This is a genomic window from Streptomyces sp. NPDC038280 (genome assembly GCF_055600045.1).
Map to the genome: position 1 here is coordinate 108,610 of NZ_JBVJYZ010000004.1, position 23,526 is coordinate 132,135.

26 protein-coding genes are annotated in these 23,526 nt (G+C 71.5%); 12 read left to right on the plus strand and 14 right to left on the minus strand.

Translation table 11 applies throughout. From position 1 onward, the window contains the following. Positions 1-3: 3 nt before the first annotated feature. The 6 genes from ACZ7J0_RS11310 to ACZ7J0_RS11335 form a co-directional block, all read right to left on the minus strand. Positions 4-981 carry a hypothetical protein gene (locus ACZ7J0_RS11310; RefSeq protein ID WP_470886211.1) on the minus strand — a complete coding sequence of 326 codons (978 nt, stop codon included), beginning with the start codon at positions 979-981 and terminating at the stop codon, positions 4-6. Further along, a complete protein-coding gene (locus ACZ7J0_RS11315; RefSeq protein WP_470886213.1) occupies positions 981-1,694 on the minus strand; it encodes an RNA polymerase sigma factor in 714 nt (237 codons plus the stop codon). The genes ACZ7J0_RS11310 and ACZ7J0_RS11315 overlap by 1 nt, the downstream gene beginning before the upstream one ends. A 308-nt stretch (positions 1,695-2,002) precedes the next feature. Beyond that, the gene (locus ACZ7J0_RS11320) at positions 2,003-2,623 is read right to left on the minus strand and encodes a hypothetical protein (RefSeq protein ID WP_470886214.1); all 621 of its coding nucleotides are present in this window, start codon (positions 2,621-2,623) and stop codon (positions 2,003-2,005) included. A 103-nt stretch (positions 2,624-2,726) separates the two neighbouring features. Next, on the minus strand, positions 2,727-3,290 hold the full coding sequence (locus ACZ7J0_RS11325) for a hypothetical protein (protein WP_470886216.1): 564 nt from the start codon (positions 3,288-3,290) through the stop codon (positions 2,727-2,729). A gap of 70 nt (positions 3,291-3,360) precedes the next feature. Continuing rightward, the gene (locus ACZ7J0_RS11330) at positions 3,361-4,020 is read right to left on the minus strand and encodes a DUF4328 domain-containing protein (protein ID WP_470886218.1); all 660 of its coding nucleotides are present in this window, start codon (positions 4,018-4,020) and stop codon (positions 3,361-3,363) included. 86 nt (positions 4,021-4,106) lie between these two features. After that, entirely contained in the window at positions 4,107-5,756 is a 1,650-nt protein-coding gene (locus tag ACZ7J0_RS11335; RefSeq protein WP_470886220.1) for a beta-N-acetylhexosaminidase, read from the minus strand. Between the two features lie 269 nt (positions 5,757-6,025). Here ACZ7J0_RS11335 and ACZ7J0_RS11340 point away from each other — a divergent pair, with 269 nt between their 5' ends. From ACZ7J0_RS11340 to ACZ7J0_RS11370, 7 genes are all read left to right on the plus strand, one after another. Continuing rightward, positions 6,026-6,595, plus strand: coding sequence for a 2-oxo-4-hydroxy-4-carboxy-5-ureidoimidazoline decarboxylase (locus ACZ7J0_RS11340; RefSeq protein ID WP_470886752.1), 570 nt, complete (start codon positions 6,026-6,028; stop codon positions 6,593-6,595). 148 nt (positions 6,596-6,743) lie between these two features. Further along, positions 6,744-7,124: a succinate dehydrogenase, cytochrome b556 subunit gene (gene sdhC, locus ACZ7J0_RS11345; protein ID WP_470886222.1), complete on the plus strand. Its 381-nt coding sequence runs from the start codon at positions 6,744-6,746 to the stop codon at positions 7,122-7,124. Between the two features lie 8 nt (positions 7,125-7,132). Next, a complete protein-coding gene (locus ACZ7J0_RS11350) occupies positions 7,133-7,606 on the plus strand; it encodes a succinate dehydrogenase hydrophobic membrane anchor subunit (protein ID WP_470886224.1) in 474 nt (157 codons plus the stop codon). Positions 7,607-7,628: 22 nt separating this feature from the next. Further along, entirely contained in the window at positions 7,629-9,383 is a 1,755-nt protein-coding gene (sdhA, locus tag ACZ7J0_RS11355; RefSeq protein ID WP_470886226.1) for a succinate dehydrogenase flavoprotein subunit, read from the plus strand. After that, on the plus strand, positions 9,383-10,141 hold the full coding sequence (locus ACZ7J0_RS11360) for a succinate dehydrogenase iron-sulfur subunit (RefSeq protein WP_470886228.1): 759 nt from the start codon (positions 9,383-9,385) through the stop codon (positions 10,139-10,141). The genes sdhA and ACZ7J0_RS11360 overlap by 1 nt, the downstream gene beginning before the upstream one ends. A 142-nt stretch (positions 10,142-10,283) precedes the next feature. After that, positions 10,284-10,787: a hypothetical protein gene (locus ACZ7J0_RS11365; protein ID WP_470886230.1), complete on the plus strand. Its 504-nt coding sequence runs from the start codon at positions 10,284-10,286 to the stop codon at positions 10,785-10,787. 81 nt (positions 10,788-10,868) lie between these two features. Then, a complete protein-coding gene (locus tag ACZ7J0_RS11370; protein WP_470886232.1) occupies positions 10,869-12,014 on the plus strand; it encodes a serine hydrolase domain-containing protein in 1,146 nt (381 codons plus the stop codon). Here ACZ7J0_RS11370 and ACZ7J0_RS11375 read toward each other — a convergent pair. Beyond that, positions 12,011-12,544 carry a MarR family winged helix-turn-helix transcriptional regulator gene (locus ACZ7J0_RS11375; RefSeq protein WP_470886234.1) on the minus strand — a complete coding sequence of 178 codons (534 nt, stop codon included), beginning with the start codon at positions 12,542-12,544 and terminating at the stop codon, positions 12,011-12,013. The genes ACZ7J0_RS11370 and ACZ7J0_RS11375 overlap by 4 nt on opposite strands. Positions 12,545-12,679: 135 nt before the next feature. Between ACZ7J0_RS11375 and ACZ7J0_RS11380 the strand changes: the two genes are divergently transcribed. The 4 genes from ACZ7J0_RS11380 to ACZ7J0_RS11395 all read left to right on the plus strand — a co-directional run bounded on the left by ACZ7J0_RS11380 (position 12,680) and on the right by ACZ7J0_RS11395 (position 15,629). Next, on the plus strand, positions 12,680-13,894 hold the full coding sequence (locus ACZ7J0_RS11380; protein ID WP_470886236.1) for an MFS transporter: 1,215 nt from the start codon (positions 12,680-12,682) through the stop codon (positions 13,892-13,894). Positions 13,895-13,976: 82 nt separating this feature from the next. Then, positions 13,977-14,411 carry a hypothetical protein gene (locus ACZ7J0_RS11385; protein WP_470886238.1) on the plus strand — a complete coding sequence of 145 codons (435 nt, stop codon included), beginning with the start codon at positions 13,977-13,979 and terminating at the stop codon, positions 14,409-14,411. 7 nt (positions 14,412-14,418) lie between these two features. Next, on the plus strand, positions 14,419-14,817 hold the full coding sequence (locus ACZ7J0_RS11390) for a thiol-disulfide oxidoreductase DCC family protein (RefSeq protein ID WP_470886239.1): 399 nt from the start codon (positions 14,419-14,421) through the stop codon (positions 14,815-14,817). A 53-nt stretch (positions 14,818-14,870) separates the two neighbouring features. After that, the gene (locus ACZ7J0_RS11395) at positions 14,871-15,629 is read left to right on the plus strand and encodes a TetR/AcrR family transcriptional regulator (RefSeq protein WP_470886754.1); all 759 of its coding nucleotides are present in this window, start codon (positions 14,871-14,873) and stop codon (positions 15,627-15,629) included. A gap of 32 nt (positions 15,630-15,661) precedes the next feature. On the opposite strand, the gene ACZ7J0_RS11400 is transcribed toward ACZ7J0_RS11395, so the two are convergent. The 3 genes from ACZ7J0_RS11400 to ACZ7J0_RS11410 all read right to left on the minus strand — a co-directional run bounded on the left by ACZ7J0_RS11400 (position 15,662) and on the right by ACZ7J0_RS11410 (position 19,022). Then, positions 15,662-17,215: an ABC transporter substrate-binding protein gene (locus tag ACZ7J0_RS11400; protein WP_470886241.1), complete on the minus strand. Its 1,554-nt coding sequence runs from the start codon at positions 17,213-17,215 to the stop codon at positions 15,662-15,664. A gap of 149 nt (positions 17,216-17,364) precedes the next feature. Next, on the minus strand, positions 17,365-18,705 hold the full coding sequence (locus ACZ7J0_RS11405) for a metallophosphoesterase (RefSeq protein WP_470886243.1): 1,341 nt from the start codon (positions 18,703-18,705) through the stop codon (positions 17,365-17,367). Positions 18,706-18,776: 71 nt separating this feature from the next. Continuing rightward, positions 18,777-19,022, minus strand: a complete 246-nt coding sequence (locus ACZ7J0_RS11410) for an SCO4848 family membrane protein (RefSeq protein WP_470886245.1) — start codon at positions 19,020-19,022, stop codon at positions 18,777-18,779. 106 nt (positions 19,023-19,128) lie between these two features. On the opposite strand from ACZ7J0_RS11410, the gene ACZ7J0_RS11415 reads away from it, so the two are divergent. Continuing rightward, positions 19,129-20,385: a D-alanyl-D-alanine carboxypeptidase family protein gene (locus tag ACZ7J0_RS11415; protein ID WP_470886247.1), complete on the plus strand. Its 1,257-nt coding sequence runs from the start codon at positions 19,129-19,131 to the stop codon at positions 20,383-20,385. Here ACZ7J0_RS11415 and ACZ7J0_RS11420 read toward each other — a convergent pair. From ACZ7J0_RS11420 to ACZ7J0_RS11435, 4 genes are read right to left on the minus strand one after another with little or no spacing between them, the layout of a single operon-like run. Further along, positions 20,351-21,379: a YihY/virulence factor BrkB family protein gene (locus tag ACZ7J0_RS11420; RefSeq protein WP_470886249.1), complete on the minus strand. Its 1,029-nt coding sequence runs from the start codon at positions 21,377-21,379 to the stop codon at positions 20,351-20,353. The genes ACZ7J0_RS11415 and ACZ7J0_RS11420 overlap by 35 nt on opposite strands. After that, positions 21,367-21,762: a GtrA family protein gene (locus tag ACZ7J0_RS11425; RefSeq protein ID WP_470886251.1), complete on the minus strand. Its 396-nt coding sequence runs from the start codon at positions 21,760-21,762 to the stop codon at positions 21,367-21,369. The genes ACZ7J0_RS11420 and ACZ7J0_RS11425 overlap by 13 nt, the downstream gene beginning before the upstream one ends. A 29-nt stretch (positions 21,763-21,791) precedes the next feature. Continuing rightward, positions 21,792-22,760 carry a decaprenyl-phosphate phosphoribosyltransferase gene (locus ACZ7J0_RS11430; protein ID WP_470886253.1) on the minus strand — a complete coding sequence of 323 codons (969 nt, stop codon included), beginning with the start codon at positions 22,758-22,760 and terminating at the stop codon, positions 21,792-21,794. Continuing rightward, the gene (locus ACZ7J0_RS11435) at positions 22,753-23,358 is read right to left on the minus strand and encodes a phosphatase PAP2 family protein (protein ID WP_470886255.1); all 606 of its coding nucleotides are present in this window, start codon (positions 23,356-23,358) and stop codon (positions 22,753-22,755) included. Before ACZ7J0_RS11435 ends, ACZ7J0_RS11430 begins: the two co-directional genes overlap by 8 nt. Positions 23,359-23,526 lie beyond the last annotated feature (168 nt).

Consider the following 23,526-nt stretch of genomic DNA (forward strand, 5'->3'; position numbering starts at 1 on the left):
GCCTCAGAAGACCTGAACCGTCGAGGGCGACGGCGTGACGGCCGGCACGCGGGGGTCGATCGGGATCTGCGGCTCGGCGGGGGCCTGCGGCAGGACCGGCTTCCAGGAGACGGCGGGGACGGCTCCGCCGTCGCCGGCCCCGCCGTCACCGTCGTCCTTGCCGCCGCGGCCGTCGTCCTTGCCGCCACCGTCCTTGCCGTCGCCCGAGCCCTCCGTGTCGCCGAGCACGGCGTCGCAGAAGCGCTGGAGCGTCTCGCCACGTGCCGCGGTCTTCAGCCAGCGGCGGCGGTCGCCGTCGAGGCGCCCCGCGCGGAAGTCCTTGCAGGCCGCCTTCGTCTTCTTGCGCAGCTCGCCGCCGGCGTCCGGGGTTCGCGGAGTGCTCTCGGTTCCCGGCTTCGTCGGATCTCCGGTGGCGGGGCCGCCGGTCGTCCTCCCGGCCGAAGGCGACGGCGACTGGGCCGTGATGCCCGGCGGGAGGGGCGTACGCGAGTGAGGACCACCGGTCGGAGCCGGGGATTCCAGCGGCCCGGGCGTGGCCTCGGCCGATATCGAGGAGGCGGGCAGCGGCTCTCGGTCGTCGCCGAACGTCGGCAGCACGCCCGTGCCCGCGGCGACGGCGACCCCGCCGACCGCGATCCCGGCGAGCGAGGCGGCAAGGCCCCAGCGCAGCGGGCGGCCCCAGCGGACCCGCCGGTGCGGCGCGGTCAGACGGACGGCTCCCAGGTCCGGGCGCTCCTCGCCCGCCTCCCAGGTCCCGGCCCCGCGCTCGGCCGCCGCCTTCCGGAACGCCGCCAGCGCGGCCTCCTCACCGGGGAGTCCGTCCGTGTCGGGGGGAAGGGGAGCGGGGCGCGCGGAATCCAGCACCTCGGCCAGCCGTTCGGCCTGGCCCCTGGCGGAAACGTCAACGGGGTCGACGGACTCGCCACGCAGCAGTCGCTCTGCCGCCTTCTTGTCGAGCCACCTGTACCGCTCGTCGGCCATCACATGTCCTTCTGCGTCCGCGTACGCGAATGCGTCACACCGCCGGGGGCGGTGGCTCGCGCCCGGCGGCCGCGCTGCGTGGGTACGGCTTCGAGCGCGGCGGCCTCGGAGCCGGTCCCGGAACCACCCTCGGCGCCGCCTGCGGAGCCGCTCTCGGCTCCGCTTTCGACGACCAGCAGCTCGGCCAGCCGCTTCAGACCGCGGTGCGCCGCGGTCCGTACGGCACCGGGCCGCTTGCCCAGGGTATGGGCAGCGCTCTTGGCGTCGAGACCGACGACGACGCGCAGGACGACGGCCTCCGCCTGGTCCTGCGGAAGTTGGGCTATCAGACGCATGGTGCGGCCGGTGGCCAGGGCTTCCAGGGCCTCGTCCGCGGTGTCGGAGTCGGCCGGTTTGTCGTTCAGTTCCGTCTCGTCGCCGCCGACGGCGGGGCGCCTGCCCCGCATGCGTATGTGATCGAGCGCGCGATTGCGGGCGATCCGGGCGGCCCAGCCGCGGAAGCGGTCGGCGTCGCCGTCGAACCGGTCGAGGTCCCGCGCTATCTGGAGCCAGGCCTCGGAGGCCACGTCCTCGGCGTCCGCCTCACCCACCAGCGTTCGTATGTAGCCGAGCAGCCGCGGGTGCACGGCGCGGTACACAGTACGGAACGCGTTCTCGTCCCCGTCCTGCGCCGCGAGCACGGCGGCCGTCAGCTCCGCGTCGTCCCCCAGCACTCCCACAACCTGTCAGTCATCGCGGCTGGTCACCACCGCCGCGCCGCCCGGCGCGCAGCAGCACGCTACGTCCTCGCCGTGCGCCACGTCCACGTCTGTCCGGACTTTGTACAACGTGCAACATCACACTGGCACAGTGCGGTGTGACAGAAAACGCATCCACGGCGCTGAGTGGAGTACGGGGCCGTGCTGCGGCCCCGTCGGACGGCGACCGGGGCCTCTCCTGTGGGGGGTGGCGGCCCCGGTCGTCCTTCTGACGGCGACTGCGACACGGCTCGCGACCACGTGTCCCGAGCGCGCCCCGCCCGTCACACCTCCGCGTACCACCGCCACGACGTGACCCGCTCCCGCCCGGGGAGTTCCCCCCGACCGGTCGCCCAGAGCAGCGTCGCCCACGCGTCCGTGTCCGTCGGCGCGTCCGGGAAGAGCCGGGCGAGCACCAGAGCGCAGAGCCCGGCGGGCGGAGTCCACGGAACACCGAGCCCCTGCGCCATGTCATGGGTGTGGACGAGGGTTTCGACGATCCCCATCGCGGCGAATCCGGCCGGGTCCGATATGCCGAAGCTGTGGTAGGCGCGCGTCCCCTCCGGAGACGTCCGGACCATGGCGGTGAGCATGGCCCCGCACGCCTCAAGAACCCTCAGCAGCCCGGCGGTCCCCGCGGCCCGGTCGGCGAAGGTCACATTGGCCGGCCCGCCGGGGCGCCTCGGCTCCCACAGGAAGGGGACCTCGCCGTCGAGCGGCGGTGCCTCCGGGCCCAACTGGGCGGCGTACGCGAAGAGGTCGTCGGCGAGATGCTCGGCCGTCTCCCAGCACGTCCATTCCAGGGACCCGGCCCTGGCGTCCCAGTCGCCCGCCGCCGCGGGGCGCAGGGCGGTGACGCTGAGTCGGACGGCGTGCTGAACATCGTCAGCGGTGACTGTGGTCATGGCACTGAACGTACCGTCAGTAGCGTCGCGCCGACGCGGCCGCCGGGAAGCCGTGGTCGTCGGGGGCCCGGGGTGGGGTCGAAAGCTCTTCACCACGCCGGCGTCAGGCGGTCCGCGCCCTGCGCGACACCACCGCGCGCAGCACCCGGCGGCCTTCCGTCGAGAGCTCCCGGGCCCGGCGCAGACCGGTCGGGCCGTGGGCCGCGGTCTCGAGGACGGCCTGCTGGCGGCGGAGCTCACCGGCGAGCAGCGGGCCCGCGCCTTCCGTCGCGCCGGACCGGCACCGGGTCACGAGTTCCTCGTCGTCGTCACGGGCGTCGAAGCGCGCGTGGAGCCCGAGGGCGGTGGCGGAGCAGGCGTCCGCCCACTGCCGCAGCGGGTCCCCGGCCCACACGGCGGGCGCCGTGCCCAGCATGGCCCGTACGAGAACGGCCTGCTCGTCCGTCCCGCCACCGTCCAGCCCCGCGCGGGCCTTGGCGATCGCCTCGCTCCAGGCCTCTCCGTCGCCGCGGGCCACCGCCGCCCACGCGGGCCGCAGCACCTCGGCGGCCTCGGGGTCGAGCAGGGGCAGGCAGCGGTCCAGGCAGGCCAGCCCCGCTGCGGCGAGGCCACGCTCATCCGCCTGTGCGATCAGTTCCACCAGGCTTCGGCTCGTTGCCGACGTCATGGACGCCTCCCGTCGCGGACGCAGTACTTCCTCGTACTTCACTCTTACTGCGCCGCGTGGCCGGATTACGTCACCCCGTGGCGACCCAACCGCCGCGCATGGCGCCGCACGCGCCCTTGTCCCGCTGCATGCGCGTGAGCCGCCGGACGAAGAGGATCGCCAGTGCCGCGGCGACGAGGTCCACAGCGGCGGAGACCGTCATCGCGAGGGCCGCCCCCTCGAAGTCCGCCGCCTTCGCCGCGTCCTCACCCGCGCCGCTCGCGAGGGTCTCGGCGACCACCGACAGGATCCAGAACGTCCACCAGAGGTTGAGGAGGGTGAAGGGTTCCTCCTTGCCGTCGCCGTAGGGGTCACGGCGGCTCGCCCGCCAGGTGTCGGCGGCGACCCCGCGCGGCAGCCAGATGTTGGCGATCGGGATCAGCCAGGCGCCTATCGCCCAGCCGGGGCCGCCCCGGTGCAGATCGGGCGCGAAGACGCCCGCGTTCCTGCGGACGCGGTGGAACCAGACGATGAAGACGACGCCGGTCACGAGGAACACCGACCCCTGCACCGTCGTCAACACGTTCGTCAGCGTGTCCTCGAGCCAGATCTCCGACGGATCGCCCGCCGGAGTGCCGGACAGCAGGGAGCGGAGGCGGAGGGCGCCGCCGATCAGGAACAGATCGCCCAGCGCGCACGCGCCGAGCAGGGACACGACGGCGTAGGACAGGCCGACAGGACTACGGAGCATGGCCGGGCAGACCCCCACGGGTGAGCGGCGCCCCTCCCCGAGGCGCCGGCGCGGCCGTCCGGCCGCCGACGCGGAACAGTACCGCCCTAGCCGACCTTCTCCGCCAGAGCCCTGAACGCCGTCCAGCCCTGGGCGGGTTTGCGCGGATCCCACAGCTTCTGGGACACGGCCGCCAGCGGCAGGCGTATGCCGCGCGCCACCTGATCGGCCGTCTGGCGGTCGGCGAGATCGCACCAGACCGCGAACCGGCCGCCGAGTATCTGCGCCGAGTACCGCTGCGGGACCGCCTGCGTCCCGCGCAGGACCAGTGGGGTCCACTGCTCGTATATGCGCTGCCCGGTCGGATAGCGGAACTGGTTGGGCTCGCCGAGGACGTAGTAGAGGTACTCGTCGTTGAGGTTCACCGCCTTGCGGCCCTCGCGCAGATACTCCAGCGGCGGCCGCGCGCCGATCTCCTTGCCGGTCCAGTACTCGACCTCGATGGACTTGTCGGCGGTCACGACCCCGTTCCGGAAGAAGCCGTCGTTCCAGGCCTTCGCCTTCTTGCCGGCGTCACGGACCACGGCCGCGCGGTCGTTCAACCAGCCCTCCGCCAGGTCCTGGATCCGGGCCTGCGGGCCGTACTTCTGCCGGGCCGCCCCGGCAAGCTGCGGGTACGAGACCGCCGGGTCGCGCACGGTCAGCGCCTGGTACTCGTCGGCGCCGACGTGGAACCAGCCACCGGGGAACAACCCCGCGTACTCGCGCAGCAGGTCGTCCACGATCCGGGCCGACTCGGGCTTGGATATGTCGATGGCGCCCTGACGGGGCGTCCCCTGCGCGTTGCGCAGCTGGAGCTGCGGGTGCGCCCGCATGACCGCTCCCAGGTGTCCCGGCGAGTCGATCTCGGGCACGACGGTGATGTGGAGGCTCCGCGCGAGCGCGAGGATGCGGCGGACCTCGGCCTTGGTGAGGTGCTGGGCGGAGACGACCTCGGGGTGGGAGTCGGAGGCGATCCTGAATCCCTGGTCGTCGGAGAAGTGCAGGGCCAGCTGGTTGAGCTTCAGGTCGGCCATCTCGCGCAGCCGCGCCTCGATCCACCCCGCGGTGAAGTGCTTGCGGGCGATGTCGAGGTTCAGCCCGCGCTGCGGCCGGTCGGGACGGTCGTTGACGACCCCCTCCGGAACGATGTGGCCGGAGAGCAGGGACTGCTTCACGGTCCTCGTGCCGTAGAAGACACCGGCCTCGTCGGGGCCGCTGATCCGGACCCGCCCGTCGCGGGTGGTGAGGGTGTACGACTCGGCGGGCCCGCTCCCCGAGGGGGCGAGGGCCAGCTGGACGTCGCCGGCGCGGACCGGGGCAGTGCCCTTGTACTCCGTCTTGAGCTCCCGGGCGAGCAGCCGCGCCTCATCGGCGAGCGCCTCGCTTCCCTCGGCGACGACGACGGCGCTGCCGGGCACGGGCCGCCAGCCAGGGCCCCGGGCAGCTTCGTGCGAGCGGACGGAGGGGACCGTGCGCGGCGCCCGGGAGAGCGGATGGGTCGGGGTGGGGGTCGGGGACGGCGGAGGAGTGGACGAGGCGGGAGCCGAAGAGGGGAGCGGGCTCGAGGTCACTGCGTCCGGGCTCCGGGCGCCGCCCGTGCTGCCCGCGCCCTCCGAGCCGTTCCCGCAGCCGGTCACGGAGACGGCGAGCAGCGCGGCCGCCGTAGCGGTCGCGCCGCCCAGGCGTCCGTGCCGGGAATCCCTGAAGGTCCACATCACTCGAAATGCTCCCTTATCGGATGGAGTATGACCAACCGGCCATATGCGTTTAAAATTCGCAGGTGAACGTCCATCCCGGGGACCGAAACTCTCCCTTCCGGGTGAAAATCGCGCATCCGTCGGACAGCTCCCCCGGCCCGCCGATAGCGTTGTGGCACATCCACCCCACCCTTCCCAGCCGCCTTGCGGAGGAGCTCACGCTGTCCAGCGCATCCCACGCCGGTCACACCTCCGGTCCCCCGACCGGAAGCGCCGCCTCCGCGGCCATACCCGCGCAGAGCCGCGGTACTCGCCACGGCGCCGGCCTGGACCGCTTCAACACCGCGCCCGCCGGAGCCACCGAGGCCGCCCTGCTCGCCTGCTGCGGCAGCCACCGCTGGGCCCAGCGGCTGGCCGCGCACCGCCCCTACCCCACCCTCGACGCGCTGCTGGCCGCCGCCGACGAGGCCAGCTACGACCTCTCCGCCGCCGACCTCGACGAGGCCCTGGCCGACGAGACGTCCGCCGCTCCGCTGCCCGGCACTCCCCCGGCCGCGCTCACCGCACTGCGGGCCGCCCACGCGGCGTACGAGAGCAGCTTCGGCCACGCCTTCGTGATCAGCCTCGACGGCCACCGCCCCGAGGAGCACCTCGATCAGGTGCTCGCCGGAATCCGCTCCCGGCTCTCGCACGAACCGGACGAGGAGCGCGCCGTGGCGGCCGACGAGCTGCGCCGCCTCGCCCGGGCCCGGCTCGCCCATCTCGTCGCCGAATCCGGCGGAGTGTCCGAAGGGCCCGAAACCGCCGCCCCGGGCCTCTCAGCAGGTCACCCCGGTAGCCCGTCCGTGCCTGTTTGATTGCCTGTTTGATCACACCTACCGGACCCCGGGCGAGGGAACCGACATCTCGTCGCTACGATGACCGGGGCCGGTGGACCGTACCCGGCCGGGTCAGACCGACAGAGAAGCCGGCCGACCCCGATCCCCGCTCCCGGAGGGTTTTTCCGTGCCGGCTGGAACGCTGTACCGCGGCCGGGAAGGAATGTGGAGTTGGGTGGCTCATCGAGTCACCGGCGTCCTCATCTTCTTCTTCCTGTTCGTACACGTGCTGGACACCGCTCTCGTCCGAGTCTCCCCCGAGGCCTATGACGATGTCGTCGCCACGTACAAGACGCCGCTCGTCGCGCTGCTGGAGTACGGCCTCGTCGCCGCAATCCTCTTCCACGCGCTCAACGGGCTGCGTGTCATCGCCGTGGACTTCTGGTCCAAGGGCACGCGCTACCAGAAGCAGATGCTCTGGGGCGTCATGATCACCTGGATCGTGCTGATGGCAGGCGCCATCTACCCCGTCCTCGGTCACGCCGCACGCGTACTCTTCGGGAGCTGACGCCAGACATGTCTACCGACACCTCTTCCGCGATCGGCCCCGTCGAGGGCTCGCACTACGACGTGGACAACCCCGCGCCCTACATCGAGGCACCGCGCAAGCGCACCGGGAAGACCCCGAAGTCGACGCGTGGCAACTTCGAGATGGCCGCGTGGCTCTTCATGCGCCTCTCCGGCGTCGTGCTCGTCGTCCTGGTCATCGGCCACCTGCTCATCCAGCTCGTCCTGGACGGCGGCGTCTCCAAGATCGGCTTCGCCTTCGTGGCCGGCCGCTGGGCCTCGCCGTTCTGGCAGACCTGGGACCTGCTGATGCTGTGGCTGGCCATGCTGCACGGCGCGAACGGCCTCCGTACGGTCATCAACGACTACGCGGAGCGGGCCGCCATGCGCCTGTGGCTCAAGGGCCTGCTGTACACCGCCACGGTGTTCACCATCCTTCTGGGCACGCTGGTGATCTTCACCTTCGACCCGAACATCCGCTAGGCACGGGGCTGAGGCAACCACCATGAAGATCCACAAGTACGACACCGTCATCGTCGGCGCCGGTGGCGCCGGTATGCGCGCCGCCATCGAGGCGACGAAGCGCAGCCGCACCGCCGTGCTCACGAAGCTCTACCCCACCCGCTCCCACACGGGCGCCGCACAGGGCGGCATGGCCGCCGCGCTGGCCAACGTGGAGGAGGACAACTGGGAGTGGCACACCTTCGACACGGTCAAGGGTGGTGACTACCTGGTCGACCAGGACGCCGCCGAGATCCTGGCGAAGGAGGCCATCGACGCCGTCCTCGACCTGGAGAAGATGGGCCTGCCGTTCAACCGGACGCCGAACGGCACCATCGACCAGCGCCGCTTCGGCGGCCACTCGCGCAACCACGGCGAGGCCCCGGTCCGCCGGTCCTGCTACGCCGCGGACCGCACCGGTCACATGATCCTCCAGACGCTGTACCAGAACTGCGTCAAGGAGGGCGTGGAGTTCTTCAACGAGTTCTACGTCCTCGACCAGCTGATCACCGAGGTCGACGGCGTCAAGAAGTCGGCGGGCGTGGTCGCGTACGAGCTTGCCACCGGCGAGATCCACATTTTCCAGGCCAAGGCCGTGATCTACGCGTCCGGCGGCACCGGCAAGTTCTTCAAGGTGACCTCCAACGCGCACACCCTCACCGGTGACGGCCAGGCGGCCTGCTACCGGCGCGGTCTGCCGCTGGAGGACATGGAGTTCTTCCAGTTCCACCCGACGGGCATCTGGCGCATGGGCATCCTGCTGACGGAGGGCGCCCGCGGTGAGGGCGGCATCCTCCGCAACAAGGACGGCGAGCGCTTCATGGAGAAGTACGCGCCGGTCATGAAGGACCTCGCGTCCCGTGACGTCGTCTCGCGCTCCATCTACACGGAGATCCGCGAGGGCCGCGGCTGCGGCCCCGAGGGTGACCACGTCTACCTCGACCTGACGCACCTTCCGCCGGAGCAGCTCGACGCCAAGCTCCCGGACATCACCGAGTTCGCGCGTACGTACCTCGGCATCGAGCCCTACACGGACCCGATCCCGATCCAGCCGACCGCGCACTACGCCATGGGTGGCATCCCGACCAACGTCCAGGGTGAGGTCCTCCGCGACAACACCACGGTCGTTCCGGGTCTGTACGCCGCCGGTGAGGTCGCGTGCGTGTCGGTGCACGGCGCCAACCGCCTGGGCACCAACTCGCTGCTCGACATCAACGTCTTCGGCAAGCGGGCCGGTATCGCCGCCGCCGAGTACTCGGCCAAGGCCGACTTCGTCGAGCTGCCGGAGAACCCGGCGTCGTTCGTCGAGGAGCAGGTCGAGCGGCTGCGCAACTCCACCGGCTCGGAGCGGGTCGCCGAACTGCGCCGCGAGCTGCAGGAGACGATGGACGCCAATGTGATGGTGTTCCGTACCGAGCAGACCATCAAGACGGCCGTCGAGAAGATCGCCGAGCTGCGCGAGCGCTATCTGAACGTGTCCGTCCAGGACAAGGGCAGGCGCTTCAACACGGACCTGCTGGAGGCCATCGAGCTGGGCAACCTGCTCGACCTGGCCGAGGTCATGGCCGTCTCGGCGCTGGCCCGCAAGGAGTCCCGCGGCGGTCACTACCGCGAGGACTTCCCGAACCGCGACGACGTCAACTTCATGCGCCACACCATGGCGTACCGCGAGGTCGGCGACGACGGCTCCGAGACCGTCCGTCTCGACTACAAGCCGGTCGTCCAGACCCGCTACCAGCCGATGGAGCGTAAGTACTGATGGCTACCCCCGTACTGGACAAGGTCGAGGCCGATTCCGCCGCCTCTCCGTACATCACGGTCACCCTCCGGATCCGCCGCTACAACCCCGAGGTCTCGGACGCGGCGGTCTGGGAGGACTTCCAGATCGAGATCGACCCGAAGGAGCGGGTGCTCGACGCCCTTCACAAGATCAAGTGGGACGTCGACGGCACGCTGACCTTCCGTCGCTCCTGCGCGCACGGCATCTGCGGCTCCGACGCGATGCGGATCAACGGCAAGAACAGGCTCGCCTGCAAGACGCTGATCAAGGACATCAACCCGGAGAAGCCGATCACGGTCGAGGCCATAAAGGGCCTCACGGTCCTCAAGGACCTCGTGGTCGACATGGAGCCGTTCTTCCAGGCGTACCGCGACGTCATGCCGTTCCTGATCACCAAGGGCAACGAGCCGACGCGCGAGCGTCTGCAGTCCGCCGAGGACCGCGAGCGCTTCGACGACACCACCAAGTGCATCCTGTGCGCCGCGTGCACGTCGTCCTGCCCGGTCTTCTGGAACGACGGGCAGTACTTCGGCCCGGCGGCGATCGTCAACGCGCACCGCTTCATCTTCGACTCGCGCGACGAGGCCGGTGAGCAGCGTCTGGAGATCCTCAACGACAAGGACGGCGTGTGGCGTTGCCGCACCACGTTCAACTGCACGGACGCCTGCCCGCGCGGTATCGAGGTCACCAAGGCGATCCAGGAGGTCAAGCGCGCGCTGATCACGCGTCGCTTCTGATCAGCGCCTGCTGACCCTCCGTCGGATCCGGCCACGCGTCGTTTCCGACCGGTCGCACGGCCGAAGGCCCGTTTCTGTACGCTCACCGTGCAGGAGCGGGCCTTCGCGTTCCTGGAGGCCGGAGATCGGAGATCGGGGAAAGATGAGCGAGCCGAACCCGTACGCGGACGGGGAGTACAGGTGGGGGCCCGACCAGCCGCCGGGGACCCCGGGTTACGGGTACCCCAACCCCGCGCAGGGATACGGGTATCCGCAGCAGCCGCCGGCTCTGCCGGGGCAGTATCCGCCGCCCGCGGGCGGCGGGGCGCCCCTGTTGTCGCTCGGCGACATCACGGTCATGGGTGACTCGATCATCACGCCGGCCGGCACGATGCCGCTCAAGGGCGCGGTGTGGAACGCCACCGACATGTCCCGTACGGAGGAGAAGATTCCGACGGTCGCCATCGTGCTGGCGATCATCTTCTTCCTGCTGTGCCTGCTGGGGCTGCTCTTCCTCCTGATGAAGGAGAAGACGACGACGGGCTTCATCCAGGTGACGGTGACCAGCGGCGGGCGCCATCACTCGACGATGGTTCCGGCGACCGGCCCCGACACCATCCACTGGGTCATGAGCCAGGTCAACGTCGCGCGCTCGCTGAGCATCTGAGGGTTGCCACAGGGTCGCCCCAGGGTCGCCCCGGGGTGATCCCCGATGATGCGGTGATCCTTCGGCGACAGACTTCTCTTCATGAGGAACTCGCGGAAGTACACAGCACGTTGGACCGTCCTGCTGGCCACCGGGGCCGCGCTGGCCGGCGTCGTGGGTGTCACGGTGCCCGCCGCCGCCGCGCCCACGGCCCCCGGCCCGGCAGCGGTGGGCCGACACCACACCCCGCTGGACGGCGCGGCGCTGCGCGCGTCGATCGGCGGGATGCCCGACCGGATCGTGACCGGCGCCCTGGTCCAGGTGAGCGGACGGGACGGGCGCTGGACCGGGACGGCGGGACCCTCCGTCCCGTCCTCCGACGCGCACGTCAGGATCGGCAGCATCACCAAGCTCTTCACCTCGGCCATCGCCCTCCAACTCGTCGGCGAGGGGCGGCTGCGCATGGATTCCACCGTGCGCGAGGTCCTGCCGGGTGTCCTCCCGGACGCGTACGAGCACGACATCACGCTGGAACACCTGCTGAGCCACACCAGCGGCATCCCCAACCCCTCGTGCGCGGTGGGTGGGCCGCCGGAAAAGGTGGTCGCCGAGGCCCTGAGGTGCGCCAGGCCGGCCACTCCGGGTGAGAGCGCCCAGTACAACGGCATCAACTACTTCCTCACCGGGTTGATGATCGAGAAGGTGACCGGCCGCTCGTACGAGCGGGAGCTTCAGACACGCATCCTGCGCCCGCTGGGACTGCGGGACACCTCCCTGCCGGACGCCGGCGACCTCTCGATGCCCGCGCCGTTCACGCGGGCCGCCGTCGCGAAGACGCCCGACGCCACCGAGCTCACGGACATATCGGAGGCGACGAGCCCCTGGCCGTGGGCGGAGGGCGGCATGATCTCCAACGCTCCCGACCTGCGCCGCTTCCACACCGCGCTCATGCGCGGCCGCCTCCTGGCGCCCGCCCAGCAGAAGGTGCTGTTCGAGATGCCGACGGTGCCGGGCGCGCGCTGGAGCAAGGGCGGACTGATGCGCGTGGAGCTCGACAACGGCGTGGTGGCCTGGGGCAAGACCGGTTCGTACGGGGGTTACACGAACGGTGTCTTCGCCACGCGTGATCTGGACCGGGTGCTCGTCTACTCGATGAACCCGACCGGGCGGGCGCCGGTCGTCGACGAGCGCTCGGAGATGGACCGCATCATGGGCATCGCCAACGCCGCGTTCCAGAACGCGTCCTAGACGGGGGCGTGGCCACCGCCCGGGCCGCCCGGCTGTTCGGCGAGGAGCATGACGCGGCGCAGCATGTCGTTGAGCAGTCGGCGCTCGTCCGGGTCGAGGACGCCGAGCAGCCGGTCCTCCTCGTGCCCGAGGACGTCCATCGCGCCGAGCCAGGTGGCCCGGCCGGACTCGGTGAGCTCCACGACGACCCGGCGGCGGTCGTGGGTGGCCTGGGTGCGGCGGACGAAGCCCCGGCGTTCGAGGGCGTCGAGGCGGCCGGTGACCGAGGCGGGCGCGAGGTCCAGGTCGATGGAGAGCTCGGAGGGAGCGGCGCTGCCGCCACGGCCGGCGAGCTTGTGGAGCGTGTCGAACTCGTGGCGCTCCAGGTCGAAGTCGACGAGCGACTGCTCGCGGACCCGGCGCAGGTGGACGGAGAGCTTCTTCATCCGGGTGACGGCACCCTCGACCTCGGGGTCGAGGTCGGGCAGGACCGGCTTCCAGCGCGCCACATGTCCGTCGGTCCAGTCCCTCGGGCCGCCTTCGGTCTCCATGGGACCGATGGTACGTCGGCGGGCGGGGCCGGGGGCATGCCACTGACCCGTCCGGGACCGGTGCGCGGCCCCTGGGTACTTCGGAAGCAAATATTTCATTGACGAACTATTCGCTGCCGAAATACCCTCCTTCGCATGCCCCACCCCCTGCGCTCCCGCCGGTTCCAGCTGCTCTTCGCCGGACGCTCGCTCTCCCTGCTCGGCGACGCCGTCATCCCCGCCGCGCTCGCCCTCGCCGTCCACCGGGCCACCGGTTCGACGTCCGCGCTCGCCCTCGTCCTCGCCTGCGCGATGGTCCCCAAGCTGCTTCTCCTGCCTCTCGGCGGGGTGTTGGGCGACCGGCTCAACGCTCGCACGATCGCGCTCACCACCGATCTCGTGCGGTGCGCGAGCCAACTCCTGGTCGGCGCCCAGCTGCTCGGGGGCGAACCGACGCTCTGGGTGATCGCGACGGCCGAGGCGGCCGGCGGCGCGGCCGGAGCCTTCGCGATGCCGACCGCCTCCCCGCTGATCAAGGGAGTCGTGGCCGACGACGGGCTGCAACGCGCCCATGCCGCGTTGGGCGTCGCCACCAGTGCGACCCGGCTCGGCGGCCCGGCGCTCGCCGGTCTGCTGGTGTTCACCGCCGGCCCCGGCTGGGCCTTCGTCCTGGACGGACTGAGCTTCGCCGTCTCCGCCGGGCTGCTCGCCGCCCTGCGGGTCGCGCATGTGCCGATCCCCCGGCGTTCGCTCCTCGCCGACCTCAAGGAGGGCTGGCGGGAAGTCCGCGACCGCGACTGGTACTGGACGAGCCTGATCGGCCACGCCGCGTGGAACGGCGCCGCCGCCGTGCTGATGACCCTCGGCCCGGCCATCGCCCTGGCCGAACTCGGCGGCGAGGGCGCCTGGGTGGCCCTCCTTCAGACCGGCGCGGTCGGCCTGCTCGCCGGCTCTCTCCTCGCAAGCAGGTTCCGCCCGAAGCGGCCGGTCCTCACGGCCAACCTCGGCCTCGCGCTGTACGCCCTGCCCCTCCTCCTGCTGGCCGCGTCCGCCCCCGCGCCGCTGACCATCGCGTCGTACGGCGTCGCCCAGGCGGGCCTCGGCTTCCTCTCCCCCGTATGGGACACCGCCGTCCAGCAGGCCGTCCCGGCACACGCCCTGGCCCGCGTGACCTCCTACGACTGGCTGCTGTCCCTCGCCGCCATGCCCCTCGGGTACGCCCTCGGCCCGGCCGCGGCTGCCGTCTGGGGCGCCGAAGTACCCCTGACGGCGGCGGCCGTGATCGTGGCGGGCTGCTGCCTGGCGACGGCGCTCGTCCCGGGGGTGCGCCGCTTCGGCCGGGACGGCCGCCCGATGGAGGCGGCTGCCTGAAGCCACTCACTTGAACACGTTCAAAGGAGGGTCTACAGTCAACGACATCAGCCTTTTGAACGCGTTCAAGGGAGGGTGGGGCATGGACCTCACTGTCGTCGCGTATGTCGTCTACCTGCTCATCAGCGTGGCCCTCACCATCTGGGTCGCCCGGACGCTCAGCCGGAACGGAAAGCTCTTCCTCGCGGACGTCCTGCACGGCAACGAGAAGCTGGCCGAGGCCGTGAACCACCTGCTGGTGGTCGGCTTCTACCTGGTCAACTTCGGCTTCGTCGCCCTCTACCTCAACCAGGACGACACCGTGCGGGACGCCCGGGGACTCTTCGAGGCGCTCTCGGTGAAGCTCGGAGTGGTGCTGCTCGTTCTCGGCGTGATGCACCTCGGCAACGTCTACGTCCTCAACAAGATCCGCCGGCGCGGTGTCATGGAGCGCGAGCAGGTCCCGCCGGTGCCGCCGCAGGGCTGGACGGGCCCGGCCGGCAAGGGACCCTGGGCCACGCCCGCCACGGGGTCGTGAGACCGCCGTGCCCACGCCCGTACGACGCCTGACCGTGCTGTACGACGCCCAGTGCGAGCTGTGCGTGCATGTGCGCCACTGGCTCCTGCGGCAACGGCAGCTCGTCCCGCTCGACATGGTCCCGGCCGGATCGCAGGAGGCGCGGCGGCGCTTCCCCGGCCTCGACCACGAGGCCACCCTGGCGGAGATCACGGTGATCGGCGACGCCGGCCAGGTCTACCGCTCCACCTCCGCCTGGATCGTCTGCCTGTGGGCGCTGGCCGAACACCGGCCCAGGGCCCACTGGCTGGCCACCCCCGCGGGAGCGCCCTTCGCCCGCGCAGCGGTCATCGCCGCCGCGAAGTGGCGGGCGGCGACGGCGGACTGCGGCGACGGGCGGTGCGGAGCCCCCGGCGCGCCCGGTTAGGCTCGGACACCGTGAAGGAAGAGAAGCCCGCCGGGGCGAAAGCCACGGAGACGATGCCCGCCGAGGCCGGGAAGGCCGCGAAGGCCCCCAAGAGCGAGCAGACCCGCACGCTCATCCTCGAAACCGCGCTCCGGCTCTTCAAGGAGCGCGGCTACGACAAGACGACCATGCGGGCCATCGCCCAGGAGGCCGGGGTCTCCGTCGGCAACGCGTACTACTACTTCTCCTCCAAGGAACACCTGGTCCAGGGGTTCTACGACCGGATCGCCGAGGAGCACCAGGCGGCCGTCGCCCGCATCCTCGACAGCGATGAGAAGGACCTCACGGCACGGATCCGAGGGGTCCTCCTCGGCTGGCTGGACATCGCCGAGCCGTACCACGAGTTCGCCGCCCAGTTCTTCAAGAACGCCGCCGACCCGGACAGCCCGCTCAGCCCCTTCTCCCCCGAGTCGGAAGGCCCGCGCGAGGCCGCGATCGACGTCCACCGCCGGGTGATCGCGGGGGCAGCCGTGAAGGTGGACCCCGAACTGGCGGAGCCGCTTCCGCAGTTGCTGTGGCTCCAGCAGATGGGCCTGGTGCTCTTCTGGGTGTACGACCGGTCCGAGGGCTGCGCCAACAGCCGTCGCCTGGTCGACCGGCTCGCCCCGGTCACCGCCCGCGCGATCTCCCTCTCCCGCTTCCGGCTGCTGCGCCCCCTCGTCAAGGAGACGCACGAGCTGCTCCGGGACTTCATGCCCACGGCGGCGGGCATGGCGGCGTCCGGGATGCCCAAGCGCGCCGCGGCGAAGAAGGGTTCGGGCAAGGGCGCCTAGCGTGCGCCGCGGACCCGCCCGCCGGGGACCGCTCAGATCCAGCTGAGCTCCCACAGCCGCCAGATGCCGGTGCCGTCCGTCAGGTACTGCGAGCCGGCGACGTCCGCGCTGCTCAGCACGTAGTCCTTCTTCTGCCACAGCGGCACCAGCGGAACGTCCTGGGCGATCTCCCGCTGGAGGGACTTGAAGTCGGCGGCCGTCCGGCCGCGCTCGCTGAACTGCTGCGTCGTGGCGATGAGCTGGTCGACGCGCCTGCTCGAATAGCCGTTGTGGAGGGTGTTGTCGGTGCCTACGAGAGGCGCGGTGAAACTGTCGGAGTCGGGGAAATCGGGCAGCCAGCCCACGGTGTACGCGTCGTACGCACCGCCCGCGTACCCCTTCTGGAAGTCCTTCCACTCCGCCTCGACGACCTCGACCTCGAAGAGACCGGTCTCCTCCAGCTGCCGCTTCAGCTCCGCCGCCTCCGCCGCGTAGGTGACGTCCTTGCGGTGGCCCAGGGTGAACGTCACCGGCGTGTCGACATCGGCGTCCTTCAGCAGCTTCTCGGCCCTCTTCGGGTCCGGCGCCGGATAGGCGTCGAAGAAGGCGGTGCTGTGGCCGATGAACCCCTGCGGGATGAGCGAGTAGAGGGGCGTGACGGTGCCGTGGTACGCGCCCGTCGCGATCTTGGGCCGGTCGACGACGGCGGCGACCGCCTTGCGGACGGCCTTCTTAGACATCACCGACCCCTTCCTCACATTGAAGTTGAGGTTCCGGGTCTCGGCGCTTTCCGCCTCGGTGAGCCGCAGGCCGTCCGCGCTGCGGTCCAGGGTGGCCAGCGTCCGCGGGGGCATCTGCCGGTGCGTCACGTCGACCCGGTGGTCCCGCCAGGCGCCGGCGAGCTCCTCGGACTCCTTGAAGTACCGGACGATCACCGGCCGTCCGGCCTTGGCGACCGCGCCCCGGTAACGCGGGTTGGGCTCCAGGCGGGCGCTGACTCCGGGCTTGTACTCCTTGAGGACATACGGCCCCGAGCCGTCCACGGCCGCGCCCCGGCGCAGTCCGCCCCGCGGGTACCGGGTGCGGTCGACGATCGAACCCGCGCCGGTCGCGACCTTCTGCGGGAACGTCGCGTCCCTGGCGCTCAGGTTGAAGGTGACCGTCCTGCCCTCGGCGACGACGGAGGTGAGCGTCGGGAACAGCGGCTGCGGGCCGACGTCCGTCTTGATGCTCATCATCCGGTCGAAGGAGTACTTGACGTCCTCGGCGGTGATCGGGCGGCCACCCGCGAAGGTCAGGTCGTCCCGCAGCTCGCAGCGGTACGTCTGGAGCTTCAGTCCGGTGAACTTGCAGCCGCTGGCCGCGTCGGGGACGGGCGTGGTGGAGCCCGGCCTGAAGGTCAGCAGCGACTGGTAGACGTTGCTGTACATCGCCCAGGATCCCGAGTCGTACGCCCCCGCCGGGTCCAGTGAGGTCACCTCGTCGGTGGTGCCGACAGTGATCGGGTCCGACCGCACCCCGTCGGAGGGCAGCAGTTGCCAGCCTCCCGTTCCGGCCGCCAGTAGTACCCCACACGTAATCAGTATCCGAAAACGGACAGACCGCATTTCGCCGTGTTTCCCTTCACGCCACCCCTGCCGCGATGGCGTCACCCAACCACACGGATTTCACAGGGGGAAGAGAAAATCTTCACCTCACGGCCATACGTCTCCGGAAATTCCACGGAGTACGGACCCGGAGCCGGGCCGCACGGGTGTTACGCCTGGCGCGAGGCGAGCTCCACGACGGTGATGTCGGACGGCGCCCCGACCCGCACCGGCGGCCCCCAGGCGCCCGCGCCCCTCGACACGTACAGCTGGGTGTCGCCGTACCGCTCCAGGCCCGCGAGGGTCGGATTGGCCAGATCGGCGATGAGGTTGCCGGGCCACAGCTGCCCGCCGTGCGTGTGGCCGGACAGCTGGAGGTCGACGCCGTGGCGTACGGCGTCGTGGATGACCACGGGCTGGTGGGCGAGGAGCACGGCGGCGCGCGTCCGGTCCCGGTCGCCGAGCGCGCGGGCGAAGTCGGGGCCCTTGCCCTCGCTCTCGCCCGCCACGTCGTCCACGCCCGCGAGGTCGAAACCGGCGAGCTCGACCCGGTCGTTGCGCAGCGGGCGCAGGCCCAGCTCCCGTACGTGGTCGACCCAGGCGTCCGCGCCGGAGAAGTACTCGTGGTTGCCGGTGACGAAGAACGACCCGTGGCGGGCTCTCAGCCGGGCGAGCGGCTCGGCCGCCGGGCCGAGGTTCTCCACGCTGCCGTCGACGAGGTCGCCGACGACGGCGATCAGGTCGGGCTGGGTGGCGTTGATCGTGTCGACGATCCGCTGGGTGTGGGCGCGGCCGAGGATCGGACCGAGGTGGATGTCGCTGACGACGGCGATGCGGTACCCGTGGGACGCCCGGCCCAGCTTGGCGAGGGGCACGGTGACCCGCTTCACGCGGGGGCCGCGCAGGACGCCGTAGGTGCCGTACGACACGGTCCCGACGGCGGCGGCCGCGGCCGCGCCCCCGACCACCCGGCCGACGAAGAGCCGGCGGGACAGGGCGGGGCGGGGAGCGTCCCCGCCGCCGGTGTCGATGCCGGGGCCGGTGTCCGTATCGGCCGGGACGGCGGTCGCGACGGCGGTGCCGGACGAACCGGCCGTGTCGGTGGCCGCCGGGGTCGCGACGGTGTCCGCCGCTCGGGGGACGGAGGTCCCCGCGGTTTCGGGAACGGGCGACGTGGTGGCGGCGGAAGCGGCACGCCGCTCCAGGCAACGGCGCAGCAGCGGGCGCACGGCCTCGCCGACCACCAGGGCCAGGACCACGTACAGCAGCACTGCCAGCCACAGGTACCCGGGCCAGGACACCACCCGCTGGAGCCAGAACGGCGCCCCGACCCGGGCCGAGACGGGCGCGGCGACGGCCAGCATCGGGAGGACGAACGCGGCCGCCGTCCCCGCGCGCCGCGCCGCGCTCCCGCGTACCGTCACATCACGGACAAGTCGGCGCCAGACATACCAGTGGACCCCGACGAGCAGGGCCACCACCACGACCAGTACGAGCAGAAAGATCAACACGAACCCGACAGCCCCTCACCCGTATCCGCTGTGCCCCGGCCGCCCGCGGCCGTCCGACGAAACGCCTGCCGCTAGTCGCGTTCGCGACGCGATGCGCGCACGCCACGCAACCCGATGACCCCCACACCCGTCCCCAGGAGAAAGGACGTGATGGCGAGCAGCAGATGAACCCAGAAGTACCCGGTCGGGTCACCCGCGTCGTCGAAAGCGAGACCGCTTCCGTCGTTCCACAGGTTTTTGATGAAAGTGATCCAAATGAACCAACTCCACACCCCGAAGGCGAGCAGGAACCAGGACACGGGGCGGCTGAGCTTCATGGTTTCAGTATCACCGCCCGGTACCGGGGCGGTGCGGCGGGGTGGGCGTGCCCCATTCCGACCGGTGGTGTTCGGTTCTCTCCTCGCTCCCTGTACGTTCTCGTCCGTGTCTGCCTTGAAAAGGACCGTGCTGACGGTCACCGCTGCTGTGTCTCTTTCGGCTCTCCCGGTTCTCCCCCTGCTCACCGCCGCTCCCGCCCTGGCGAGCCCCGCGGTGGACAAGAAGGAGGAGACCAAGAAGGAGGAGAAGAAGCCCCAGCCGCCCGCCGCCATGTCCACCGTCGGCGGGGCGCTGCTCGGCAAGCCGGGCACGCAGGTGCAGCTCGGTCCCGGCGCCCCCGTGCTGCCGAAGGAGCTCACCGGCCGGTCCTGGATCGTCGCGGACGCCGAGAGCGGTGAGGTGCTGGCCGCGCACAACGCGCACTGGCGGCTCCCGCCCGCCTCCACCCTGAAGATGCTCTTCGCGGACACGGTCCTGCCCAAGCTGCCCAAGACCCAGACGCATCTGGTGACCAACGCGGAGCTGGCCGACCTGGGCGAGGGCTCCAGCCTGGTCGGGATCAAGGAGAAGCTCCCGTACACCGTCCACGACCTGTGGCTCGGCGTCTTCCTGAAGTCCGGCAACGACGCGGTGCACGTCCTGTCCGCCATGAACGGCGGCGTCCCCAAGACCGTCCAGGACATGAACGACCGCGCGGCCGAGCTCCAGGCCCTGGACACCCATGCCGTCTCGCCCGACGGCTACGACGCCCCGGGGCAGGTCTCCTCCGCCTACGACCTGACGCTCATCGCGCGCAGCGGACTGCAGAACGCGGACTTCCGCGAGTACTCCTCGACGCCTCGCGCCGCCTTCCCGGGCGAGCTGAAGCCGGGCAAGAAGCGCGAGATGTTCGAGATCCAGAACACCAACCGGCTGCTGACCGGTGACTACGGCATAGCCCCGTACAAGGGCATCGCCGGCGTCAAGAACGGCAACACCACACACGCGGGCGCCACCTTCACCGGAGTGGCCGAGCGGAACGGCAAAGTCCTGCTCGTGACGGTGATGAACCCGTCGTCGGGGGAGAGGTTCGCGGTCTACAAGGAGACCGCCCGGCTGCTCGACTGGGGCTTCGCGGCGGCCGGCAAGGTGAAGCCGGTCGGCGAGCTGGTCCCGCCGAAGTCCGCACGGACCGGCACGGGCGCCTCGCCGGACACCGAGCAGGCCGGCCACGGCAAGGGCGGTCCGGCGAAGAACGCCTCCGCGGGGAAGCGCTCCGGCGGCATCGGCACGGCGCTGGGGATAGCGGGAGGCGCGCTGGTGCTCGTGGTCGGTGCGGCGTTCCTGGTCAACCGGAAGTGGCCGCTCCGCCGCGCGCGCTAGCGATGGGCGGTGCGGCGGGCACGCTAGCGGTGGGCGGTGCGGCGGGCGCGCCCTTGCTCGCGTCGGCGCCCTCCTCCCGGCGGCTGCCCTCGCCGTCGTCCTTCCCGTCTCCGTCGTCGTTCGCGTCCTCGTCGGCCTCGTCCCGCCGGCTCCCCGTCGCCGTCCAGGCCGCGCAGAACAGCAGTAGTTTCGCGGTGAGGTTGAGCCACAGCAGCAGCGCGACGGGCACGCCGAACGCGCCGTACATCGACTTCGCCGCGACCTCCCGCATATAGCCGCCGAGCAGCAGTTTCAGCAGCTCGAAGCCGACGGCGCCCATCACCCCCGCCACCACCAGGCGGCGGCGCGGTGGATGGACGCCCGGCAGGAGCGTCAGCAGATAGAGCAGCAGCAGGAAGTCGGCGAGCGCGCCGACGACGAGGGCCGCGATCTGCAGCAGCACCCCGCCCGCGCCGCCGTGGTCCACGCCCAGCCGGTCCGCGCTCCAGCCGACGGCGGTGGAGCCCAGCGCGGAGGCCGCGAGCGAACCCAGCGCGGTCGCCCCGAGCCCGAGCAGGACCACCGCGTCCTTGGCCTTGCGCAGGAACGGATTGCCCTCGTCCTCGTCGTCCGCGTCCCACACCGCGCGCAGACAGTCCCGCATCGAGCCGACCCAGCCGATGCCGGTGAAGAGCAGTACGGCGCCGGCGACGAGCCCGACGGTTCCGGCGTTGGCCACGAGCGCGTCGATGTCCAGCTGGTCGGAGATCCCCGGCACCTGCTCGGAAATCTTCCGCTGGATCTCGTCGAGCTGCTTCTCGCTCAGCAGCGCGGCGCCGAGCGCCGCGCCGACCGTGATCAGCGGGAAGAGCGCGAGAAAGCTGATGAAGGTGATGGCGGCCGCCAGCCGGGTCCAGTGGGCCCGGTCGAGGGTCTCGTACGAGCGCCACGCATGGGTACGCATGAGCCGCCCGACGACGGGTCCGACGACGGGGAGCCTGATCAGCCAGTCCATGACGTACGCCTACCACGCTCACCGAAAACCAGGCTTCGCGTGCCCCAGAAACGCAGGCAGGTGGCGAGGACCATGCCGATGCCGAGCCCGGAGACGGTGTCGGCGCGGACGGAGGTGAGGCCGAGGCCGTAGTGGGAGACGCCCAGGCAGAGCAGCTGGACGAGGGCGCCCGCGACGTTGACGGCGAAGAAGACGGCGTACTGACGCAGGCCCACGCCTCCGCGGCCGTGCGCCCCCAGCGCGTTGCCCAGGTAGGCCACGGTGCACCCGCCGAGGAAGGAGAACGCCTTCGCGACGATCGGGGCCTGGCCGAGCGGGCCGCGGAGCCAGGCGAAGAGAGCGAGATCGGCCGCGTACGCGCACAGTCCGGCGGCCGCGAACACGGCCACCTCCCGCCGGCGTGGGTCCGAGCTCACAGGTCGGCGACCGCCATGCCGTACATCGCGGCCCAGGCCAGACCGATGACGGCCAGCGGCCGGTCGCGCAGGACGACGTCCTCGGGGGCTCCGGCGGTGCCCCGGTCGGCGAAGACCGCGTACCGCAGGACGGCGAGGATGAAGGCGATCATCGAGAGCTGACGCCAGGGCAGCAGTGAGCCGTTGGCGGTGCCGCCGCTCTCCAGGGCCCACAGGCAGTAGCCGAGGACGGCGACCCCGGCGGCCAACTGCCAGACGAAGCGCAGGTATCCGGTGGTGTACTCGGTGAGCAGCGCGCGGGTCGCGCCCTTGTTGTTCGCCAGCTGCACCGCCTCCGAGTACCGCTTGGCGGCGACCATGAAGAGCGCGCCGAACCCGGTGGTGATCAGGAACCAGCGGGAGAGCGGGATGCCGAGGGCCAGTCCGCCGATCATCGCGCGCATGAGGAAGCCGGTGGTGACGACGGCGAGGTCGACGACCAGGACGTGCTTGAGGCGGACGCAGTACGCGAGTTGCATGGCGAGGTAGGCGGTGAGCAGCGCGGCCGTCATCGGATTGCACAGGAAGGCGGCGGCCGCCGTCGCCGCGAGGGCGAGGAAGGCCCCGGCGGTGTACGCGACGGGCACGGGGACGACGCCGGCGGCCACGGGCCTGCGGCACTTGACCGGGTGGGCCCGGTCGGCCTCGGCGTCCCGCGCGTCGTTGACGAGGTAGACGGCGGCCGCCGCCGCCGTGAACAGCGTGAAGACAAACGCCAGTTGGCGTGCGGTGGTCCAGGAGACCAGCTCGCCCGCGGCGGCGGGCGCGGCGACGACGAGAGCGTTCTTGATCCACTGCCGGGGACGCGCGGTGCGGGCGAGACCGAGGCACAGATCGAGGGCGGCCCGCCAGAGCGGCCGGGGCCGTGCCACCGCACCGCGCCCCGACGCGGGCGCCTCCAGCAGCGCGGTGGTCCGCTCAGGCATGCGGCCCCCTCGTCCCGTCGGGCGTCGTCCACCCGGGCGCCCGCGCCACCGCCCCCACTCCGGCGCCCGCGTCCGCGCCACCGGAACGCAGCCAGCCGCCGCCCAGCGTGGCCAGGGCGCCACCCAGGAGCGCCCCCGCCGCCACGTCCGTCGGGTAGTGCACGCCGGCGACGAGCCGGGAGAGGCACATCGCGGCCGCCAGCGGCGGGGCGAGGCGGCGGCCGGCCGGGCCGAGGGCCGCGAAGGCGACCGCTGCGGCGGCCGCCGACGCCGCGTGGGAGCTGGGGAAGGAGTGGCGCCCCACGGTCCGTACGAGGGGCTCGTAGGTGTTCGGTTCGGGGCGGGGCCGGCGCACCATCCGCTTCACGCCCATGCTCGCCAGGTGCGCCGCGCCGATCAGCGCCGTGCCGCGCAGCCACGCGCCGCGCCGCTGCCGGTCGGTCGCCGCGCCCGCCAGGCCCACCGTGAGCCACAGCGCTCCGTGGTCACCGCTGAGCGAGAGCGCCCGGGCGGCCGCGGCCACCCCCGGCCGGCGCCCGCAGCCGCGCAGCGCGGCGAGCAGCCGGTGATCGGCGCCCGCACAGTCGACGTACCGCATCCGCCACCCCTTCCGTCCCCGCGCCCGATGCGCGCCATGGGCCAGGGGCGAGGATGGCTCGGGGGCGGGCGGACGGCACGTCAATCTTTCCTGACACTCCTTTAATCACCCATTTCGGCGAGCCCCATAACAAACCCGGCAAAAAGCTCACGGGTGGCTATACGGTCA

Coding starts and splice junctions, on each gene's coding strand:
- ACZ7J0_RS11320 (WP_470886214.1), bottom strand. CDS start 2,623: ATGACCACAGTCACCGCTGACGATGTTCAGCACGCCGTCCGACTCAGC.
- ACZ7J0_RS11410 (WP_470886245.1), bottom strand. CDS start 19,022: ATGAAGCTCAGCCGCCCCGTGTCCTGGTTCCTGCTCGCCTTCGGGGTG.
- ACZ7J0_RS11310 (WP_470886211.1), bottom strand. CDS start 981: ATGGCCGACGAGCGGTACAGGTGGCTCGACAAGAAGGCGGCAGAGCGA.
- sdhA (WP_470886226.1), top strand. CDS start 7,629: ATGAAGATCCACAAGTACGACACCGTCATCGTCGGCGCCGGTGGCGCC.
- ACZ7J0_RS11430 (WP_470886253.1), bottom strand. CDS start 22,760: ATGCCTGAGCGGACCACCGCGCTGCTGGAGGCGCCCGCGTCGGGGCGC.
- ACZ7J0_RS11365 (WP_470886230.1), top strand. CDS start 10,284: ATGAGCGAGCCGAACCCGTACGCGGACGGGGAGTACAGGTGGGGGCCC.
- ACZ7J0_RS11385 (WP_470886238.1), top strand. CDS start 13,977: ATGGACCTCACTGTCGTCGCGTATGTCGTCTACCTGCTCATCAGCGTG.
- ACZ7J0_RS11380 (WP_470886236.1), top strand. CDS start 12,680: ATGCCCCACCCCCTGCGCTCCCGCCGGTTCCAGCTGCTCTTCGCCGGA.
- ACZ7J0_RS11325 (WP_470886216.1), bottom strand. CDS start 3,290: ATGACGTCGGCAACGAGCCGAAGCCTGGTGGAACTGATCGCACAGGCG.
- ACZ7J0_RS11375 (WP_470886234.1), bottom strand. CDS start 12,544: ATGGAGACCGAAGGCGGCCCGAGGGACTGGACCGACGGACATGTGGCG.
- ACZ7J0_RS11420 (WP_470886249.1), bottom strand. CDS start 21,379: ATGGACTGGCTGATCAGGCTCCCCGTCGTCGGACCCGTCGTCGGGCGG.
- ACZ7J0_RS11330 (WP_470886218.1), bottom strand. CDS start 4,020: ATGCTCCGTAGTCCTGTCGGCCTGTCCTACGCCGTCGTGTCCCTGCTC.
- ACZ7J0_RS11435 (WP_470886255.1), bottom strand. CDS start 23,358: ATGCGGTACGTCGACTGTGCGGGCGCCGATCACCGGCTGCTCGCCGCG.
- ACZ7J0_RS11370 (WP_470886232.1), top strand. CDS start 10,869: ATGAGGAACTCGCGGAAGTACACAGCACGTTGGACCGTCCTGCTGGCC.
- ACZ7J0_RS11350 (WP_470886224.1), top strand. CDS start 7,133: ATGTCTACCGACACCTCTTCCGCGATCGGCCCCGTCGAGGGCTCGCAC.
- ACZ7J0_RS11395 (WP_470886754.1), top strand. CDS start 14,871: ATGCCCGCCGAGGCCGGGAAGGCCGCGAAGGCCCCCAAGAGCGAGCAG.
- ACZ7J0_RS11360 (WP_470886228.1), top strand. CDS start 9,383: ATGGCTACCCCCGTACTGGACAAGGTCGAGGCCGATTCCGCCGCCTCT.
- ACZ7J0_RS11400 (WP_470886241.1), bottom strand. CDS start 17,215: ATGCGGTCTGTCCGTTTTCGGATACTGATTACGTGTGGGGTACTACTG.
- ACZ7J0_RS11335 (WP_470886220.1), bottom strand. CDS start 5,756: ATGTGGACCTTCAGGGATTCCCGGCACGGACGCCTGGGCGGCGCGACC.